Source organism: Pseudomonas fluorescens (genome assembly GCF_000730425.1).
GTDB lineage: Bacteria > Pseudomonadota > Gammaproteobacteria > Pseudomonadales > Pseudomonadaceae > Aquipseudomonas > Aquipseudomonas fluorescens_X.
Genome location: NZ_CP008896.1, coordinates 93,813 through 114,407, shown reverse-complemented (window position 1 = coordinate 114,407; position 20,595 = coordinate 93,813). Strand labels below are relative to the sequence as shown.

Sequence of the window (20,595 nt, the reverse complement as noted above, 5' to 3'; positions counted from 1 at the left end):
TCACGCCACCACTGGAGTCACTCATGTCTATTCCCGCCTTCGGCCTTGGTACGTTTCGCCTGCAAGGCCAAGTGGTTGTCGACTCTGTCGGCAACGCCCTCGACCTGGGCTACCGGGCCGTCGATACCGCGCAGATCTACGAGAACGAAGCCGATGTCGGCCAAGCCATCGCCGACAGCGGTATTCCCCGCGATGAGCTGTTCATCACCAGCAAGATATGGATTGCCCATTTTGCCGAAGGCAAGCTGATCCCCAGCCTCAAGGAAAGCCTGCGCAAGCTCAAGACCGACTACCTGGACTTGACCCTGATCCATTGGCCGTCACCACAAAACCAGGTACCCGTCACCGTGTTCATGGAACAGTTGCTCGAAGCCAGGCGCCTGGGCCTGACCCGGCAGATCGGTGTCTCCAACTTCACCGTAGCGCTGATGGAAGAAGCCATTGCCGCCGTCGGCGCCGAGAATATCGCCACCCACCAGATCGAACTGCACCCGTATCTGCAGAACCGTAAGGTGGTGGATTTGGCCAAGCACCACGGCATCCAGATTACCTCGTACATGACCCTGGCCTACGGCGAAGTGCTGAAAGACCCGGTGATCCAGGCAATTGCCGAACGCTACCAGGCTACACCGGCACAGGTGACCCTCGCATGGGCCATGCAATCGGGGTATGCGGTGATTCCTTCCTCGACCCAGCGCACCCACCTGCAAAGCAACCTCAAGGCCGTGCAACTGACCTTGAGCGAAGCCGATATGGCACAGATTGCCGGCCTGGAGCGCGGCCATCGCCTGACCAGCCCCAAGGGCATCGCACCGCAGTGGGACTGAGCTAGGCTGCCGGGCTGCGCGACAGTTCCCGCAGCCACGGCAAGACCCGCAAGCCGCTGGCGGATGACGGCGGGTCGATGATGTCCATGAAGTGTTCCAACGTGACGCTGTCGGGCGATCCCGGCAAGCGCACCAGGACCTGGGGCGTCAGCGCGGCCGGCAACCCCAGGTCCTGGTCGTCATACACCAGCACATGACGCACCTGCGGATGTTGCTGCTGGAACGCCAGCGCGCCCACTGCGCTGGTGGCCAGTCCGGCATGAACAATCAACACATCGAATGGCTCCGCCGAGATATCGGTCAGGATCAGTACTTCATCGAAAGTCTGCACCGGGACGATCCGGTAGTAGCCCAACTGGTTGAGCATTTTCTCGATGTGCAACCGTTGCAGGTGCTGTTCATCAGCAATCAGGATGGTCAGTGCTTTGGTTGGCATGGCAGGTCCCTGAGCAGGCATTGCTCGTGGCAGGAAGGAGCGGCCTACTCTTCCAGACATAATTAGACAAAAAAATCAGCGTAGTTCCCTCCGCGCGTAGGAGTTCTCCCAAATCTCCCGACATTCTCCCCTTATGCCTGTTTGCAATAGTCCGTCAGGGCCTGATGCAATTGATCAATAGCGTCCCGCAACCCCGCCACTGCCAGGACCAGCGCCCCGGGATCCCGTTGCTCACAGGCCGCTTCCAGCGCTTCGCAGTGATTCACCAATGCCTGTGCCGCGACCAGTCGTGCCCCGCCCTTGGTCCTATGGGCCAGGTCATGTAACTGGGCGTAGTCGTTTGCTTCGAGCAGGGCCTGCACTTGCGCACGATCGGCGGCGAGGCTGTCGAGCAGTTGCATGAGCAATTCCTTGACGGCGTCAGTGTCGGAGCCGGTCAGCTTCAACAAGCGGCTCAAGTCGAGTGCCTTGGCTGGAGCGGCTTGCTGCGGCTCATTGACCGAAGGCCTGGCCGTGCGTGATGCCAGCGCGGCATGCAGGTCCTCAAGCCCGGTGGGCTTGAACAGGCAACCGTCCATGCCGGCAGCGATGCAGCGCTCGGTCTCCTCCGGTTGGGCATTGGCGGTAAACCCGAGCAGCAGACAAGGTGCCAAGCCACGGGCACGCTCATCGGCACGAATGTCCCGCGCCAGGTCATAGCCATTTTTCAGCGGCATATTGCAGTCAGTGATCACCCCGTCGAATCGCTCGGCCTGCCAGCACTCAAAGCCCTGCACCCCATCGTTGGCGGTGGTGATCCGGTGCCCCAGGAAACTCAGTTGCCGGGTCAACAATTGCCGGTTGGCGGGGTAGTCATCGACCACCAGGATGCTCAACACATGGGCAGGCGGCGCCTCCAGAACAACCGGCTCGGCGTGTGCGATTGCCGACGCGGCCACCGCCAGGAGCAGCGTGACCTCTACCCGCGTGCCTTGCCCCAGCACGCTACTCAGCTTCAGCTGGCCGCCCATCATCTCGCACAGGCTGCGGCTGATCACCAGCCCCAGGCCGGAACCACTGCGAGCCGACTGGTCGGTGTTGCGCCCTTGCACAAAAGGATTGAACAAGCGCATCTGGTCTTCCATGCCGATCCCAATACCGGTGTCCTCCACCACCAGCCTGAGGCTCAGGTAACCGTTGGCAACCGCCGGTAAACCGCTGGCGTACAGGCGCACGTGGCCCTGGGCGGTAAACTTGATCGCGTTGCTCAACAGGTTGGAGACCACCTGCTTGAAGCGCAGCGGGTCGATCAATACGTAGCGGTCAACCAGCGGATCCAGTTCCACCTGCAAGGCCAGGCCCTTGGTACGCGCCAGCCCCTCGAAGATCCGGGCCGCCGAAAGCAGCAGCTCGCGCAGGTTCGAGGGCTCCAGGGTCAGGGACAGGTGGCCGGACTCGATGCGAGCGATGTCGAGAATATCGCCGATCAATTCCAGCATGCCGCGCGATGCGTCGGAGGCCACTGCCAGGGCATCGTGGTCGATACGCCCCTGCTCGGCATTCTTGAGCGCCAGCTCGATCATGCCGATCACCGCATTCATCGGCGTGCGGATCTCATGGCTCATGGTCGCCAGGAAGGTGGTCTTGGCACGGTTGGCAGCATCCGCCTCTTCCTTGGCCTCCTGCAATTGCCCCAGCAAACGCTGGCGCTCGCTGACGTCTACCCAGCCGGCAATCATGCCCACGACCTTCTCATCGCCATCACGGTACGGCAGCATCCAGTGATAAATGGTCAGGGTTGCGCCCCCTGGCACCTTGAGTACACGGTCGTGAATCTGCGGCTCGCCGAGCTCCATCAGACGCAAGTAGTCCTCGTGGTAAGACTGGGCCTGGGGGTGATTGCCAGTGTCAGTCTCGACCACGGTCTTGCCGATAACGTCTTCGAGCCGAAAGCCGAACACATTGAGATAGGCACTGTTGCAGGCCATCAGCCGGCCCAGGCGGTCGCGCACGTAAATCGGGTGTGGCGTGCCGTCGATCAGCACACTCATAAAGCGCATCTGGTCGCTCAAGGCGCGTTCGGCCTGGGCGCGCCTGCGGATCAGGCGGCGCAGGTAAATGGCCCAGCCCAGGGTGATCAACAGTAACAACGCGGCCAGCGAGAAGCCCTGGATAATCGTGTTGCGGTGGCGTAGCCAGTAGCTGTCGTTGCTCACCAACTCGCTGCGCCAACGATTGGTCAACTCATCCATCTCCTGGGGGGAGATGCTCAGTAGCGCCTTGTCCAGGATCGAGTACAACTCCAACTGGCCACGGCCCACGCCAAAGGCGAGTCGCGCCGGCTGCGAACCCACCGTACTGGTGATACGCAGGCGATCCCGGTACTGATGGGCAATCATGTAGCGCGCAATGATCAGTGCGTTGACCGACGCATCCACACTCGCGCTGGCGACCAAGGCCATGGCCTGCGCCGGGCTCTCGACGTCCACCAGCACGACCTTGGGATAGTCCCGGCTGATGATGTCCCGCTGCACGCTGCGGCCCAGCACGGCCAGGCGCTTGCCCGCCATATCATCCAGGGTCATCGGGCTGCCGCCATCGTCGCGCGTGACCAGCACGAACGGGTTGTTGAGGTACGGCCGGGTAAAGCGGATTTTGTCTTCTCGGGCCATGCTCGGCGTGATGAACGCGATCATGTCCGCATCCCCCTCGCTGACCTGCTCGACTTGCCGAGTCAGCGAGCTGCCGCGCACCACATCGAACTTCAAGCCGGTACGCAAGCTGATCTGGGCCAGCACCTCGGCACTCAAGCCCTGCAATTGCCCTCGCTCATTGAAAAATGACAAGGGTTGGAATTTATCCAGCGCCGTCACCTTGACCCGTGGATGCTTGTCCAGCCAGCGCTGCTCACTGGCGCTCAAGCGCAGGCGCTCACGCCCCACCACCCCCAGGTTGCCGGCGCTCCAGCGCCGCAGGATCTCCATTTGTTCGTTGGCCGGGATCACCGCCAGCGCCGCGTTGATGATGCGCAATAGGCGGATATTTTCCGCGGTCACGGCAAACGCGAAAGGGTTGACCTCCAGGCTGGAAAAGTCCGCCATGCGCACATTATTGAGGTGGTTTTTGTTGATCAGATAGTTGGCGCTGATCGCATCGCCCAGATAAACGTCCGCCTGGCCAAAGGCCACGGCGCCAAGCGCCTCGATGGTCGATGAATACAGCTGCAGTGAGGCATTGGAGTAATAGGCCGCGACCATCTCGGGCTGCATGTAGTGATAGAGCATGGCCAGGCGCTTGCCTTCCAGCTCCGCACTCAAGGCTTGAGTGTCATCGACGCGTGTCACCAGTGTCGGCTGGTCATTGGCATACGAACGCGACAGCCTCAGCTGGCGGTCCGCTGCCTCGTAGCCATTGGCCGTCCCCAGGAAATCCACATCGCCGCGCTTGAGGGCTGCAATGACTTCATCCCGATGTTCGTAGCGCTGCACCTGAATCGTAACGTTCAGGACCTGGCCGACCAACGCCGCATAATCGGCGGTGATGCCTTCCAGCTCGTCGTTATTGTTCGTCAGATCGAAGGGGGCATAATCAGGGGCCGAAACCCCCATTACCAGCGTGCGGCGCTCGCGCAGCCAGCGCCAATCCGCTTCATTGAGGTTCACCTGCGGGATGTCAAGACTCGAATGCCCCAGCAGGTGCAGGAACTGTGGCTCACCCAGAGCCACGTTGAAGGTGAGTGACAGGCCCGCCAGCCAGAAGGCGGCGAGCCACTTGCCCAGGGCTGTCGACATATCAGATCAAATGATTGCGCTGGGCGAACTTGGATAAATGCACCACCGAAGACATGTGCAGTTTCTCCTTTAACCGGGTCTTGTAAGTACTGATGGTCTTGTGACTCAACAGCATGTCCTTGGCGATTTCGTTGTTGCCCAGGCCCAGCGCCAGCTTCTGCAGGACCATCAGCTCGCGATCGGAAAGCGCTTCTACCAGTTGCTGTTCCGTGGTCTGCAAGTCGTCCTTGCGCACGGAGCTCGTGGGCAGGCTGGGAAAGCAGCTGTAGTTGGACATGACGGCTTTAATGGCTTTTTGCAACTCATCCAGCTCGCCGGTTTTTGCGACAAACCCCATCGCCCCGGCGCGCATGCAACGCGTCGAGAAAAACACCGCCAGATAAGAAGTCAGTACCAGGATCTTGCAGGGCAGGCCCAAGGCCTTGATCCGGCTGATGACCTCCAGCCCGCCCAGCTTGGGCATCGCCAGGTCGAGAATGACCAGGTCTGGTCGCTCCTCCCTGGCAATCTGTAACGCATCGGCACCATTGGCGGCCTCGAAAATGGTCTCGAAGCCCTCCTGGCGCAACAGGTACTTGACGGTTGCACGAATGAACGGATGATCGTCCACGATTAACGCTTTGCTCATGCGACTCCCTTGGAAGACACCACGATTGTTTAGTTGCTTCATTGGCGACGGCTCATTTCAGGAGCGCCAATACCCTTACACATCACACGAAACCCCTGTACCTGTGAGAACTACCAGTTCCGACCAGCGGCACTGCTTTCACAGAACGTTTCAACGGAATTTGGTTAGGTGCAACGGCGTGACATTAACAACGGAATGATGTTTCGCCCGAAGGGAAAATCCGCCTCATATGTAGGATTATTCCTCACAAAAGCGTAGTCAAACATACGAAAAAAGCCGCCCCCCATAACAGGAGGCGGCTTTGCGGCCGGACAAGCGAGGCACCCTCAATCGGTGGTGCTGGGACTCCAGAAGGCTTGCACCACCAGGGTCGACTGGGAGATCCGTGTCACCAGGGCATCGAGTTCGTCACCGTCGACCGAATTGGCCGCCAACGTGGCCTCGATCTCAACCTCCTCACTGCCAAAAGGTCGTACATCAACATCACTGGCCGGGTAGTTGCAGCGCGCCAGTTCCGACTCCAGCAAGGCCATGACCGCTTGCTGCTGGGTACGCCGGGCGATCACGTAGAGGATATTGGTGACCTCGGCCGACACCACGTCCAGGGGCTGGCGGTTGATGTTGTTGACGATCGGGCGCAGCAACGTATTGGCCGCCAGCACAAACATCGTGCCCAGGAACGCCTCAAGGATCAGATCGGCACCGGCGCAGGCGCCCACGGCGGCGGACGTCCACAACGTGGCTGCGGTATTGAGCCCCCGTACGTTGCCCTCCTCGCGCATGATCACCCCGGCGCCGAGAAAGCCAATGCCGGACACCACGTACGCCACCACCCGCACGGCGCCTTCGGCCCCGGCCAGGCGGTTGGCCATGTCGACAAAGATCGCCGCCCCCACCGCCACCAGCACATTGGTACGCAGCCCCGCCGTGCGCTGGCGGAACTGGCGCTCGAAACCGATCAGCCCACCCAGGATAAAGGCCGCGCTGAGGCTGACCACGGTGTCGATCAGGGAATCCAGATTGATGTTATTGAGCGCTTGCATGGTGAGTCTCCCTTTGATTGCCCGCAGAATCGGTGTCGAAAAAAGGGAGAACGCGTCAGTCAGGCCAAACAAGACCCACTGTAGAAGCTGGCTTGCCAGCGAAAAACGTCAGCAATAACGCGAACTGCCTGATCCCCCCACCGTTGTTCTCGGGCTCTTTGCCAGCAAGGATGAAAACCGGCGCAGCTTACGCCCGCAGTCTGAGGGAGGAAAGTGACAGTACGGCGAATCGGCGGACTCTTCAGCCAGGGTTCAGCCAGGGATCGCTCCCGCGGGCGCGGGAACGCTCCACCACTGTGTCAGCTTGCCGTTGCCAGCAGCAAGTCGCGCACTGAGCGCCCCTGGCCCCGGCTGCGGTCATGCTCATGCAGCGAGGCCGCAATCTCATCGGCACGAATCGGCAGGATCGACAGCAAGGTATCGCTCAAGCCGTGGCTGGCCTGGCTGAAACCCTGCATGTAGATGCCCGCCTTGCAGCGCTCATCGGTGACCACGCGGTAGTCGCGGCTCACTTCAAAGTCACCCATATAGGCTTCGAGCGGCGCCAGTAACTGGCGATGCATCTGGCGCTCGTAGCCAGTGGCCAGGACCACCGCATCGTAGTGGTTGATCACGGTTTCACCGGTAGCGTTGTGACGCACCACCAGCTCGATGCCCAGGGAGCCGGCACTGGCCTTTTCCACGGTGGTCAGGGTGCGGAATGCGTGACGGGCGATCCCGGAGACTTTCTGGCGGTAGAAGATCCCATAGATACGCTCGATTAGGTCCAGGTCCACCACTGAATAGTTGGTGTTGTGGTACTCGTTGACCAGGCGCTCGCGCTCGCTGCTGGGCTGCTGGAACACCAGGTCGGTGAACTCTGGGGAGAACACTTCGTTGACGAACGGGCTGTCATCGGCCGGCTTGAGCGCCGAGCCGCGCAGGATGATATCCACCTGCACCGAGGGGAAGCTGTCATTGAGATCGATAAACGCCTCCGCCGCGCTCTGCCCACCGCCAATGATCGCAATGCGCATCGGTCTGCCCTCCACGCACGGCTGCTGGGCCATGCGTGACAGGTACTGGGAATGGTGGAACACCCGCCCGTCCTCCTTGAGCGCCTTGAACGCCTCGGGAATCCGTGGCGTGCCACCGGCGCTGACCACCACCGAGCGCGCGGTGCGTACCAGTTGCTCGCCGTGGGCATCGCGGGAGATCACCCGCAGCGCTTCGACCTGCTGCTGATGCAGGATTGGCTCGATGGCCAGCACATCCTCGCCATAGCGGCTTTGTTCGGTAAATTGCCCGGCGACCCAGCGCAGGTAGTCGTTGTACTCCATGCGGCACGGGTAGAACGTGCCCAGGTTGATGAAGTCCACCAGGCGCCCGTGGGCCTTGAGGTAGTTGACGAAGGAATACGGGCTGGTGGGGTTGCGCAGGGTCACCAGGTCCTTGAGGAAGGAAATCTGCAGCTCGCTCTGGCTCACCAGGGTGTTGCCGTGCCAACGGTAGTCGGCCTGCTTGTCGAGAAACAGCACATCGAGCTTGCCTTGGGCTTTCTCGCGCTCTTGCAGGGCGATGGCCAGCGCCAGGTTCGAAGGACCGAAACCAATACCGATCAGGTCGTGAACCGCGGGCGATGCAATTGCCTGTGTCATTCCAGTGTCCTCTGGATAAGCCCCGTGGCGGTGGGGCGGGAAAGCCTGGGCGGCCTGCTGAACAACAGGCCATGTGTTGATAGGAAACGAGGACAATGAAAAAAAATTTAAGACGGCTACCGGATTCACCCTGACAGGCGCGGCGACGGCTGCCATGGCCGCACAACGATGGCAGTTTGGGCCAGTCTAATTTATAGTGATTCTCATATAGATTTAAAAAGCCTCACGCCCGCTATCCAATACTGGCGCTTCGCCCACCTGTAACGACATATGTAAGCGCTTAAATTTCAGGGCGAATACCTCGTTTACCTGACAGCTTCCCGCTCCTGTCTCTGCCCCTGCGGGCGATTGAGCGGCGGTCCGAACTTTCCTGGCTGGAACCCGTGCATGAACCGTCCCCGACACACCCGGCGCGCGCTGCTGGCTGCACTTTGCCTGATCCCCGTGGCCGCCTTCGCCGCCTGGCAACTGATCCCGCCCGGCCGGGATAAATTTGCCACCCTGCAAGTACACCGGGGCGATATCGAAAGCAGCGTGACCGCCCTCGGCACCCTGCAACCACGGCGTTACGTCGATGTCGGCGCCCAGGCGTCCGGGCAGATCCGCAAGATCCACGTGGAAGCCGGCGCCCAGGTCAAGGAAGGCGACCTGCTGGTAGAGATCGATCCCGCCACCCAACAAGCCAAGCTCGACGCCACCCGTTATTCCATCGCCAACCTGCAGGCCCAACTGCAGGAGCAGCACGCACAACACCGCCTGGCGCGGCAGAAGTACCAGCGCCAGCAACGCCTGGCCGCCGGGGGCGCCACTCGCGACGAAGACGTGCAGACCGCCCAGGCCGAACTGGACGCCACCCAGGCACGCATCAACATGTTCAAGGCGCAGATCAGCCAGGCCCAGGCCACGTTGCGGGTCGACCAGGCCGAGCTTGGCTACACGCGTATCTATGCGCCGATTTCCGGCACCGTCGTGGCCGTCGACGCCCGCGAAGGCCAGACCCTCAACAGCCAGCAGCAAACGCCACTGATCCTACGCATCGCCAACCTGTCGCCCATGACCGTCTGGGCGGAAGTCTCGGAAGCCGATATCGGCCATGTCAAACCCGGCATGCAGGCCTATTTCACCACTTTGAGCGGTGGCAACCGGCGCTGGACCAGCACCGTCCGCCAGATCCTGCCGGTGCCCCCCAAGCCCCTCAACGAAACCAGCCAGGGCGGCGGCAGCCCCAGCAGTTCGAGCAAGAGCGGCAGTGGTCGGGTGGTGCTCTACACCGTGCTGCTGGATGTGGACAACGCCGACAACGCGCTGATGGCGGAAATGACCGCCCAGGTATTTTTCGTCGCCAACCGCGTCACCGATGCGCTGACCGCCCCCGTCGCAGCCCTGCAAGGCAGCACCCGCCCCGACAGGCAACTGGCCCGCGTGGTGGCCAAGGATGGCAGCATCGAAGACCGCGAGGTGCGGGTCGGTATCAGTGATCGCCTGCGCATCCAGATCCTCGATGGCCTCAACGAAGGCGATCATCTGCTGATCGGCCCCGCCGAAAGCAGTGGAGGCTGAATGTTGACGCCGCTGATCGAACTTCGGGACATCCGCAAATCCTATGGTGGTGGTGATGCGCCTCAGGTCGACGTGCTGCGCGGGATCGACCTGTCGATCCATGCCGGAGAATTCGTGGCGATTGTCGGGGCCTCGGGCTCCGGCAAGTCGACCTTGATGAATATCCTCGGCTGCCTCGACCGCCCCACCGTCGGCCACTACCTGTTCGCCGGGGAAAACGTTGCCCAGTTGGACACCGACGAACTGGCCTGGCTACGTCGCGAGGCCTTTGGCTTTGTGTTCCAGGGCTACCACCTGATCCCCTCCGGCTCGGCCCAGGAAAACGTCGAGATGCCAGCGATCTACGCCGGCACGCCCGCCGCCGAGCGTCACGCCCGCGCCGCCGCCCTGCTCACCCGCCTGGGGCTGGCCGGGCGCACCGGCAACCGCCCACACCAACTGTCCGGCGGCCAACAGCAACGGGTGTCGATAGCCCGGGCCTTGATGAACGGCGGCCATATCATCCTCGCCGACGAACCCACCGGCGCCCTCGACAGCCATAGTGGCGCCGAGGTCATGACCCTGCTCGACGAGCTGGCCAGCCAGGGCCACGTGGTGATCCTGATCACCCACGACCGTGAAGTGGCGGCCCGGGCCAAGCGCATCATCGAAATCCGCGACGGCCTGATCATCAGCGACACCCCCAACACCCACGACCAACCTGCCGCCGAGGCCAACCCCAAGGCCCTGCAAGCGGTGGACCTGCGCCGGCGCCTGGCCGACGGCGCCGAGCACAATGGCGCGTGGAAAGGCGAACTGCTGGATGCGGTACAGGCGGCCTGGCGGGTGATGTGGATCAACCGCTTCCGCACCGCCCTGACCTTGCTGGGGATCATTATTGGCGTGGCCTCGGTGGTGGTGATGCTGGCCGTGGGCGAAGGCAGCAAGCGCCAGGTCATGGCCCAGATGGGCGCCTTTGGCTCCAATATCCTCTACGTCAGCGGCTCGGCCCCAAACCCGCGCACGCCGCCCGGCATTATCACCATGAACGACGTCGCGGCCATGGCCGCCCTGCCCCAGGTCAAGCGCATCATGCCGGTCAATGGCGCGGAGGCCGGGGTGCGCTTCGGCAATGTCGACCACATGGCCTACGTCGGCGGCAACGACACCAACTTCCCGGCGATCTTCAACTGGCCGGTGGTCGAGGGCAGCTACTTCACCGAAGCTGACGAACGTGCCGCCGCCACCGTCGCGGTGATTGGCAAGCGAGTGCGCGACAAGCTGTTCAAGGACCTGCCCAGCCCCATCGGGCAATACATCCTGATCGAAAACGTACCATTCCAGGTGATCGGCGTGCTCGCCGAAAAAGGCGCCAGTTCCGGCGACAAGGACAGCGACGACCGTATCGCCATCCCCTACTCCGCCGCGAGTATCCGCCTGTTCGGCAGCTACAACCCGGAATACGTGGTGATTGCCGCCGCCGACGCGCGCAAAGTGCATGAAGCCGAAAAAGCCATCGAGCAGTTGCTGCTGCGCTTGCACAACGGCAAGCGCGATTTCGAACTGACCAACAACGCCGCGATGATCCAGGCCGAGGCCCGGACCCAGAACACCCTGTCGCTGATGCTCGGCTCGATTGCCGCCATCTCGCTGCTGGTCGGTGGCATCGGCGTGATGAACATCATGTTGATGACCGTGCGCGAACGCACCCGGGAAATCGGCATCCGCATGGCCACCGGCGCCCGGCAACGGGACATCCTGCGCCAGTTCCTCACCGAAGCGGTGATGCTGACAGTGGTCGGCGGAGTGACCGGGATCGGCCTGGCCTTGCTGGTCGGTGGCGCGCTGATCCTGAGCAGCGTGGCCGTTGCTTTCTCGCTGCCCGCTGCCCTGGGCGCCTTCGCCTGTGCGCTGGTCACCGGCGTCATTTTCGGCTTTATGCCAGCCCGCAAAGCTGCCCGGCTCGACCCGGTCACGGCCCTTACCAGTGAATGATCGCCCTATGAAAGCGCACTTGCCCCTCGTCGTCGCCAGCCTGCTGCTGGCCGCGTGCAGCAACCCGATGTCGCGTCCGGACAGCGGTCTGCAGCCACCCGTGGCCTGGGACACCGCGAGCCAGGCCGACGCCCTGCACGTCAACCAGCAATGGTGGACGGCCTTTGCCAGCCCGCAACTCGACCAACTGATCGAACAGGCCCGTATCGGCAGCTATGACCTGGCCAGCGCCATGGCGCGAGTGCGCCAGGCCCAGGCCGGCGCTGTGGTGGCCGGCGCTCCGCTGCTGCCCGAACTCACTGGCGGGCTCAACGCCAACCGGCAGAAACTGCTGCGCGGCAACGGCTACAGCGAGCTGGATACCAACAGCAACAACGACGCGGTGGACTACTTCAATGCCAGCCTGACAGCCACCTACGAGATCGACTTCTGGGGCGGTAAGCGCGCCGCGCGCGACAGTGCCGAACTGGCAGTGCGCGCCAGTGAGTTCGAGCGCGCCACGGTGGAATTGACCCTGCTCAGCGGCGTGGCCACCACCTACACCCAGCTCCTGGCCTTGCACGAACAACAACGCATCGCCGAGCTGAACCTGGCCAATGCGCAGAGCGTGCTCAAGCTGGTACAGACCCGCCATGACGCCGGCTCTGCCACCCACCTGGAACTGGCCCAGCAAAAGAGCCTGGTCGCCGCGCAGCAACGCCAATTGCCGGAAGTGCGCCAGCGCGCCGAAGCCGCACGGATCAGCCTGGCCGCCCTGCTCGGTCAACCAGTGCAAACACTGCACCTGACGCCCCAGGCCTTTGACCAACTGCGCTGGCCGAGCATCGCCGCCGGCATGCCCAGCGACCTGCTCAGCCGCCGCCCGGACATCGCCAGCGCCGAAGCACAACTGGCCGCAGCCCAGGCCGACATCATTGTCGCCCGCGCCGCCATGCTGCCCAACGTCACCCTCACCGCCAATCTGGGCTCCGGCGCCAACCGGGCTGGCGATATGCTGCGCAACCCGTTCTATGACCTCACAGGCGCTCTGGTCGCACCGATCTTCAACAACGGCCGCCTCAGCGCCGAACGCGACAGGGCCACGGCCCGCCAGGATGAACTGCTGCAAACCTATCGCGGGGCGATCATCAACGGCTTCGCCGATGTGGAAAAAGCCTTGAGCAGCATTCGCCGGCTGGACGAACAGCGTCAGTGGCAGCATGAGGAATTGGACCAGGCGCAGACGGCGTTCCGTATCGCCCAGAGCCGCTACGAAGCCGGCGCGGAAGACTTGCTCACGGTGCTGGAAACCCAGCGCACCCTGTATGCCGCCCAGGACTTGAACGTGCAACTGCGCCAGGCGCGGCTGGAGGCGAGCATTGCCCTGTACAAGGCCCTGGGAGGCGGTTGGCAGGCACCAACAAGCCTGTAGATCAGGCCCGCAAGCCCTCTGCAGGTCTTGCGTACGCCATCGCCGGCAAGCCGGCTCCTACAGCTTGATCGGGGGGCCGTCAGTCAAATCGTGCGTTCCTTGACCTTCAAATGCCGCGCATACCACGGCCGCTTCGGCACCTTGCGGAACAAGTCCTGCAACCGGTCGTCATCGGCACCGAAGGTGATGCGCAAGGCCAGTTTCATGGTCTCCGGATCCATCTCCACGGTGCGCCCCATCTGCAACCCCGGGGTGGTGCTGCAACCATGGGTATCCGGCCCCAGCCATGGATCCCCCACCTCGACCCAGCGCCCCGGTGCAAACCATGGCACACCGTTGACTTCCAGGCGGCTCAGTTCACCTGGATGAAAACGCTGGTGAGCACGAAACCAATCCTCCAGCCGGTCATCGATCCAGCCGTGGAAATACCAGAACACCGGGCTCACATGGGAGGAAAACGGGTCCCCCAGAAAGTCATTCTCAGCCTCATACCACCGTGCCGCAAAATCCGCCGGATCCCGTGCAAACGGCACCGGCGCGCCGTTGGACGGGTCGCGCGGCACCGAGGCCCAGCGCATATGCAGCCAATCGTGCAACCCCAGCTCAACCTCCGAGCCGAACTGGCCCAGGGTCAACTTGGCCAGGTAGCGCGGGTCGCGGTACTGCGACTCCCAGGCCTGGAAATTACTGTGGTAGGTCTCGGCAGCCTTGATGTCACTGACCCACTGGGTGTACTGCTCATCACCACTGGCCATCCAGGTCGGCGGCAGTGCAAAGCCATCGTGATTGTCGAAGTAACGCGCAAAGCCCTGGCGATCACGCTCAAGCTCGGGCTGCGGCTGCGGGAAACGTGGCCAGGACGGCAAGTCCTGCATGGAGCGCGCCGTGCCGAGCATATGCCGATGCATAAAGAAAAAGTCGATGCCCGAGCCATTGCGGTCCTTGCGCGGACCACGGGCGTCGCGCTCCTGATCCCGTGGCCCGGGCTGCCAGCCAATACCGCGCAGGGCATTGCGCTTGTCTTCGGGAAGCTTGTGCCACTGGTCCCGCGAGGCGTGCCAGAGCTGATGGAACAGGCGGTGTTCGGGGGCAATCAACCATGCCAGCAGCGTCGGGTTAAGGCCGATACGTTCGCGGGCCTCGGGGAACAGCTGTTTGGTGGCGACAAAATGGTTATCCAGCTCCAGCAACGCCAGGGGTCGCTCGAGGCTGAGGATCTGCCCGCTGAGGGTGCCGCTGCCGGCGTTGCCGAAGCTGCCCCAGACCTCGTCCAGGCGCATCTTGAATTCATAGGCCGGCATGCCATCGGGCGAGTCGCGGTCGATCAGCCGCCAGTACAACAACGCCGCGTCGCCTGGCGCCAGGTCACCCAGCACCTGGTAACGCGGCTCACCCTGCCCACGCAGCTGCCCGGCGGTGTCCAGGTAGCCACGCACCCCACGGCCACGCGGCGCAATATCAAGAAACAGTTCCAGATCGTCGAGGGGCAGGCCTTGCAGCCCGGCATCACGGCCCTCAAGGCGCACGCTCCAGATCCCGCGCAGGCTGTTCGCCAACTGCTGGCCAGCGGTGTCCGCCAGGTCCACCGTGGCTTCCTCGGGCGTGATGGGAAACTCCTCACGCGTCAGCTCGCGATGGGCATAAAAGGCTGCAGGTACGGCGGCGCCGGTCAGCGCCAGGCCTGCGATAAACCCTCGTCGAGAAATCGTCATGTTCCTACCTGTGTCAGCCTTGGGGCAGGCTTTATCCAAGCTAGAACGTTTAGTCGGGCAGCAAATTTACTGATGGCAGCCGCCCTGTCGATGCCTCCCTGCCTGACCTAGCGCCATTGCCGGCAAGCCGGCTCCAACAGGTGATGGTTGGGGGGCTTAAATTTCCCGGACCTGCGCTCGTTCTTCCCAGATAGCAAAGGCCCCTTGCGCCTGCACCTCAAAGGCGAACCGACTGAGATGGCAATGACAAAACCACGTTCGAAAAAGGCTCTATATATCGGCCTGCCCTTGGCCCTGGCGATTGCTGCCGGTGCTGGCCTGGCCTGGAATCACTGGTTTGGCGGCAATGCCGGCTACCCGCTGGAAGTGATCAAGCAGGCCAATGAACTGCAGGATCGCCTGCTCTCCTTCGACAGCCATATCACCGTGCCCCTGGACTTCGGCACTGCCGGCCATGAAGCGGACAAGGACGGCAGTGGCCAGTTCGACCTCGCCAAGGCCAGCCGCGGGCGCCTGTCGGGGGCGGCGCTGACGATTTTCGGCTGGCCCGAGCTGTGGAATGGCCCCAACGCACCGCACAAACCCACCCCAGGCTTTGTCGACGAAGCCCGGCACCAGCAAGAAGTGCGCTACAAGATCATCGCCGGCATGGTCCGCGACTTTCCCAACCAGGTGGGCATTGCCTATACCCCTGCCGACTTTCGCCGCCTGCATGGCGAGGGCAAGTTTGCGATTTTCATCAGCATGCTCAACGCCTACCCCCTGGGCCATGACCTGAACCTGCTGGACATGTGGACGGCGCGGGGCATGCGCATGTTCGGCTTCAGCTACATCGGCAATAACAGCTGGGCCGATTCCTCGCGGCCGCTGCCGTTTTTCAATGACTCGCCGGACGCCCTTGGTGGCCTCTCGGCCATCGGCAAGCAAGCGGTGCAGCGCCTGAACGACCTGGGCGTGATCATCGACGTGTCGCAAATGTCCACCACCGCCCTGGAGCAGGTCGCCCAGCTGAGCCGCACCCCCATGGTCGCCTCCCACTCCGCGCCCCGCGCCTCGGTGGATATCCCGCGCAACCTCAGCGACAAAGAACTGCAACTGATCAAGAACAGTGGCGGCGTGGTGCACGTGGTAGCGTTCGGCGGGTATCTGCGCCCGCTGAGCCAGCCGATCCAGGACAAGCTCAACGCTCTGCGCGCACGTTTCGATCTGCCGTCCCTGCCCAACCTGGCAATGGCGCTGATGCCCGGCGACCCGATCATTGCCGCCTGGCCGGAGCAGAAGTTCGGCGAGTACGCCAGCGAGCTCTACGCGATTCTCGAAGAGGAACCCAAGGCCAGTCTCAAGGACCTGGGGGACGCCATCGACTACACCGTGCGCAAGATCGGCATCGACCACGTCGGCATCGCCTCGGACTTCAACGAAGGCGGCGGCGTCAAGGGCTGGAACGATGTCAGCGAAGTGCGCAACGTGACCGCCGAGCTGATCACCCGTGGCTACTCCGAAGCCGACATCGCCAAGCTATGGGGCGGCAACTTTCTGCGGGTGTGGGAACAGGTGCAGAAGGCCGCCAAGCCTGGCGTGCTGCCAAGCGAGCAACTGCCATGACCGACCGCCGCACCTTTCTCAAGCAGGCGGGCCTTCTCGCGGCCAGCCTGCCGCTGGGGGCCAGCCTGCACGCTCAGGCAACCAGCGCCAAGGCTCCCACCGATAAATGGGCCGGCCTGCGTCAGCTGTTCGACCAGGACCCCAACTACATCCACTTCTCCAACTTCCTGATCACCTCACACCCAAGGCCAGTGCGCGAAGCCATTGAGCGCCACCGCGCCGCCATTGACCGCAACCCCGGCCTGACCATGGATTGGGACCTGCAGGAGCCCTGGAAACGTGAAGGCCAGGTGCGCGAATGGGCCGCTCGTTACCTGCAAGCCAAACCCGGCCAGATCGCCCTCACCGGCAGCACCACCGAGGGGCTGGCGATGATCTACGGCGGCCTCCACGTGCGCCCCGGCCAGGAAATTCTCACCACCGAACACGAACACTTTTCCACCGACAGCATCCTGGCGTTGCGCACCCAGCGCGATGGCACCCAGGTGCGCAAGATCAAGCTGTTCGCCAATGCCAGCCAAGTGTCAGTCGATGAAGTACTGGCGGCCATCGAGCGCAACATCCGTCCCAACACCCGGGTGCTGGGCATGACCTGGGTGCAGTCGGGCAGCGGCGTGAAGCTGCCCATCGGCGAAATCGGCCAACTGGTCAAGCGCCACAACCAGGGACGCGACGAAAACGACCGCATTCTCTACGTGGTCGACGGCGTGCATGGTTTTGGCGTCGAAGACCTGGCCTTCCCGGACATGCACTGCGACTTTTTCATCGCCGGCACCCATAAATGGATGTTCGGGCCACGGGGCACCGGCCTGGTGTGTGCCGCGTCGGAGCAAGTGACCAGCCTCACCCCCAGCATGCCGACGTTCTCCGAAGACACCGATTTCGCCACCTCTTTCTCCCCCGGCGGCTATCACGCCTATGAACACCGCTGGGCGCTGGACGAGGCCTTCAAGCTGCACCTGCAACTGGGCAAGGCCGAGGTCCAGCAGCGCATCCACCACCTCAACACCTACCTCAAGGACCGCCTGCAGGCGCGATCGCAAATCGAGCTGGTCACCCCGGCCAACCCACAGCTGTCAGCCGGCTTCAGCTTCTTCCGGGTCAAGAACCAGGACAGCGACAAGGTGGCCGCCTACCTGATGCGCAACCGCGTGGTCAGCGACGCGGTGAACCGCGACGTCGGCCCGGTGGTGCGCACCGCGCCGGGCCTGCTCAACACCGAAGAGGAAGTCGACCGCTTCCTGGCGCTGCTCGACAAAACCCTTTGACGCCTTTTTCCTGCTATCGAGACGACTCATGAACGATGAACCGCTCACCCCGACGCTGCTCAAATCCCTGGCCCTGGCGGCATTGATGACCGGCCTGGCGCCGTCCGCCCAGGCCGCAGCACCGCCCAAGCCCGGCACCGTGTTCAAGGACTGCAAGCACTGCCCGGAAATGGTGGTACTGCCCACCGGCACCTTCAAGATGGGCACCCCGGACGATGAAGTCGGCCGCCAGCCCGATGAAGGCCCGATCCATGACGTGACCTTTGCCAAACCCGTGGCTATCAGCCGTTTCCAGGTATTGGCCGGGGAATGGGACAGCTATATACAAGAAACCGGCTACAAAATGCCCGACGGTGACGACCGCCCAGGCCGCCAATGCACAGCCGGCAAGCCCACCTACAAGACAAGCCCCAAACATCCGGCCGTGTGCATGGACTTTGCCGAAGCCAACGCCTATGTCGCCTGGCTGTCGAAAAAAACCGGCAAACAATACCGTATGGTCAGCGAGTCCCTGCGCGAGTACGCCGCCCGTGGCGGCACCTCCGGCCCCTTCCCGTTCCCGTTCGACGAGGGCAAGGAATACAGCATCGCCAAGCACGCCAATACCTACGGGCCGGCGGATGGCTACAGCTATACCGCACCGGCCGGCAGCTATGCGCCCAATGCGTTCGGCGTGTATGACATGCACGGCAACGTCTATGAGTGGGTCGAAGATTGTGAAAACGACAGCTATGTCGGAGCGCCCAGCGATGGCAGTGCCTGGCTGACCGGGCAATGCGAGGTGCGGCAGATTCGCGGCAATGACTGGGGCGAAGCACCGGTGTTTTCCCGCTCCGGCAACCGCAACAACCTCTACCCCAACGTGCGCGGCGACTGGCTGGGCTTTCGCGTGGCGCGGGATCTTTGAGCCAGCGCCACCCGGGACGCGGCTAAATCTCGCCCCGCCCGACTCGTCCTCCTACTATCGGCCTGCCAGCGGTAACACTTCGCGCACAGGCCTTCACTTGCCCACAGCACGTAGCCACGTCGCGATCGAGGTAGTTTCATGACCGCAGCACCGCGCAGCGCCATTCGCGAACTCTTGAGCCTGCTCAAGCCCTATCGGCCGATTGTCATTTCTTCCATCACCCTGGGCATCATCGGCGGCCTCAGCGTCACCGCGCTGCTGGCCACAGTCAACCGCGGCCTGCACAGCGCCGACGGCATGGGCACCGGCGTGGTCCTGGCCTTCGCCGGGCTGTGCCTTTTGGCCTTGCTCAGCAGCATCGGCGCCGATATCGGCACCAACTTCGTCGGGCAGAAAGTGATTGCCAAACTGCGCAAGGACCTGGGTGCCAAGGTGCTCGCCGCGCCCATCGAACAGATCGAGCGCTACCGCACCCACCGCCTGATCCCGGTGCTGACCCATGACGTGGACACCATCAGCGACTTCGCCTTCGCCTTTGCGCCGCTGGCGATTTCGACCACGGTGATCCTTGGCTGCCTGGGCTACCTGGCAGTGCTGTCCTGGCCGATCTTCCTGATGACCCTGCTGGCCATCGGGATTGGTTCGGCAGTGCAGTTCATCGCCCAAAGCAAGGGTATCAAAGGCTTCTACGCCGCCCGCGACGCCGAAGACAACCTGCAAAAACACTACTCGGCGATCGCCGAGGGCGCCAAGGAACTGCGCATCCACCGCCCGCGCCGGCATGCCATGCACACCCGCAACATCCAGGGCACCGCCGACCATATCTGCGACACCCATATCCGCTCGATCAATATTTTCGTGGTCGCCAAGAGCCTGGGCTCGATGCTGTTTTTCGTGGTGATCGGCCTGGCCCTGACCCTGCAACAATTCTGGCCCAGCTCGGATCCGGCGGTGATGAGCGGCTTTGTCCTGGTGCTGCTGTACATGAAAGGCCCGCTGGAAAACCTGATCGGCAACCTGCCGATCATCAGCCGCGCACAGATCGCCTTCCGCCGCATTGCCGACCTGTCGGAGCGTTTCTCCTCGCCGGAGCCGCACCTGCTGCTCGATGACGCCGACAAAAGCGTGCCAGTGATGAAGCACCTGGAACTGCGCAACGTGCAGTACGCCTTCCCGCCCGTGGAAGGCAGCGAACCGTTCAAGCTGGGGCCGGTCAACCTGAGCATCGAGCCTGGGGAAATCCTGTTTATCGTCGGCGAAAACGGCTGCGGCAAGACCACCCTGATCAAGCTGCTGCTGGGCCTGTACACCCCGCAACAAGGCGAAATCCGCCTCAACGGCCTGCCCGTGGACGCCCTGGGCCTGGATGACTACCGCCAGATGTTCACCACGATCTTTGCCGACTACTTCCTGTTCGACGACCTGGTGCAGAACGACAAGGCCCTGCCCGACGACGCCACCCAATACCTGGAGCGCCTGGAGATCGCCCACAAGGTCAGTGTGCGCGACGGCGCGTTCACCACCACCGACCTGTCCACCGGGCAACGCAAGCGCCTGGCCCTGGTCAACGCCTGGCTCGATGAGCGCCCGGTGCTGGTGTTTGACGAGTGGGCCGCCGACCAGGACCCGACCTTCCGGCGAATTTTCTACACCGAACTGCTGCCAGACCTCAAACGCCTGGGCAAGACCATCATCGTCATCTCCCACGACGACCGTTACTTCGACGTCGCCGACCAACTGGTACGCATGCAGGCCGGCCGCGTCATCAGCGAAAAAGCCTGCGCCTGATCTCCCCCCTGTAGGAGCCGGCAAGCCGG

The 20,595-nt window shown here is 62.8% G+C and carries 14 protein-coding genes; 8 read left to right on the top strand and 6 right to left on the bottom strand.

Annotation, left to right across the window (positions count from 1 at the left end):
* The first annotated feature begins 23 nt into the window (after positions 1-23).
* Positions 24-827, top strand: coding sequence for a 2,5-didehydrogluconate reductase DkgB (gene dkgB, locus HZ99_RS00305; RefSeq protein ID WP_038440430.1), 804 nt, complete (start codon positions 24-26; stop codon positions 825-827).
* Position 828: 1 nt separating this feature from the next.
* Here the strand turns inward: dkgB and HZ99_RS00300 are convergent, their stop codons facing one another.
* The 5 genes from HZ99_RS00300 to HZ99_RS00280 all read right to left on the bottom strand — a co-directional run bounded on the left by HZ99_RS00300 (position 829) and on the right by HZ99_RS00280 (position 8,341).
* The gene (locus HZ99_RS00300) at positions 829-1,263 is read right to left on the bottom strand and encodes a hypothetical protein (RefSeq protein WP_038440428.1); all 435 of its coding nucleotides are present in this window, start codon (positions 1,261-1,263) and stop codon (positions 829-831) included.
* Between the two features lie 131 nt (positions 1,264-1,394).
* Positions 1,395-5,033, bottom strand: a complete 3,639-nt coding sequence (locus HZ99_RS00295) for a transporter substrate-binding domain-containing protein (RefSeq protein WP_038440427.1) — start codon at positions 5,031-5,033, stop codon at positions 1,395-1,397.
* Position 5,034: 1 nt separating this feature from the next.
* Positions 5,035-5,661: a response regulator transcription factor gene (locus tag HZ99_RS00290; protein WP_038447725.1), complete on the bottom strand. Its 627-nt coding sequence runs from the start codon at positions 5,659-5,661 to the stop codon at positions 5,035-5,037.
* Between the two features lie 326 nt (positions 5,662-5,987).
* Positions 5,988-6,704: an MgtC/SapB family protein gene (locus HZ99_RS00285; protein WP_038440426.1), complete on the bottom strand. Its 717-nt coding sequence runs from the start codon at positions 6,702-6,704 to the stop codon at positions 5,988-5,990.
* Between the two features lie 299 nt (positions 6,705-7,003).
* Positions 7,004-8,341, bottom strand: coding sequence for a lysine N(6)-hydroxylase/L-ornithine N(5)-oxygenase family protein (locus HZ99_RS00280; protein ID WP_038440424.1), 1,338 nt, complete (start codon positions 8,339-8,341; stop codon positions 7,004-7,006).
* Positions 8,342-8,728: 387 nt separating this feature from the next.
* Between HZ99_RS00280 and HZ99_RS00275 the strand changes: the two genes are divergently transcribed.
* From HZ99_RS00275 to HZ99_RS00265, 3 genes are read left to right on the top strand one after another with little or no spacing between them, the layout of a single operon-like run.
* Complete coding sequence (locus HZ99_RS00275) at positions 8,729-9,901, top strand: efflux RND transporter periplasmic adaptor subunit (protein WP_038440422.1); 1,173 nt, start codon at positions 8,729-8,731, stop codon at positions 9,899-9,901.
* On the top strand, positions 9,902-11,875 hold the full coding sequence (locus HZ99_RS00270; RefSeq protein ID WP_038440420.1) for a MacB family efflux pump subunit: 1,974 nt from the start codon (positions 9,902-9,904) through the stop codon (positions 11,873-11,875).
* Positions 11,876-11,882: 7 nt separating this feature from the next.
* Positions 11,883-13,286 (top strand): efflux transporter outer membrane subunit, encoded by a 1,404-nt coding sequence (locus tag HZ99_RS00265; RefSeq protein ID WP_038440418.1) that lies wholly within the window; start codon positions 11,883-11,885, stop codon positions 13,284-13,286.
* An 83-nt stretch (positions 13,287-13,369) separates the two neighbouring features.
* On the opposite strand, the gene HZ99_RS00260 is transcribed toward HZ99_RS00265, so the two are convergent.
* A complete protein-coding gene (locus HZ99_RS00260; RefSeq protein WP_038440416.1) occupies positions 13,370-14,998 on the bottom strand; it encodes a hypothetical protein in 1,629 nt (542 codons plus the stop codon).
* A gap of 243 nt (positions 14,999-15,241) precedes the next feature.
* On the opposite strand from HZ99_RS00260, the gene pvdM reads away from it, so the two are divergent.
* From pvdM to HZ99_RS00240, 4 genes are all read left to right on the top strand, one after another.
* Positions 15,242-16,603 (top strand): pyoverdine-tailoring dipeptidase-like protein PvdM, encoded by a 1,362-nt coding sequence (pvdM, locus tag HZ99_RS00255; RefSeq protein WP_038440415.1) that lies wholly within the window; start codon positions 15,242-15,244, stop codon positions 16,601-16,603.
* Positions 16,600-17,871: an aminotransferase class V-fold PLP-dependent enzyme gene (locus HZ99_RS00250; RefSeq protein ID WP_038440412.1), complete on the top strand. Its 1,272-nt coding sequence runs from the start codon at positions 16,600-16,602 to the stop codon at positions 17,869-17,871. The genes pvdM and HZ99_RS00250 overlap by 4 nt, the downstream gene beginning before the upstream one ends.
* A 28-nt stretch (positions 17,872-17,899) precedes the next feature.
* Entirely contained in the window at positions 17,900-18,778 is an 879-nt protein-coding gene (locus HZ99_RS00245) for a formylglycine-generating enzyme family protein (protein WP_038440411.1), read from the top strand.
* A gap of 138 nt (positions 18,779-18,916) precedes the next feature.
* Positions 18,917-20,566: a cyclic peptide export ABC transporter gene (locus HZ99_RS00240; protein WP_038440408.1), complete on the top strand. Its 1,650-nt coding sequence runs from the start codon at positions 18,917-18,919 to the stop codon at positions 20,564-20,566.
* Positions 20,567-20,595: the final 29 nt, after the last annotated feature.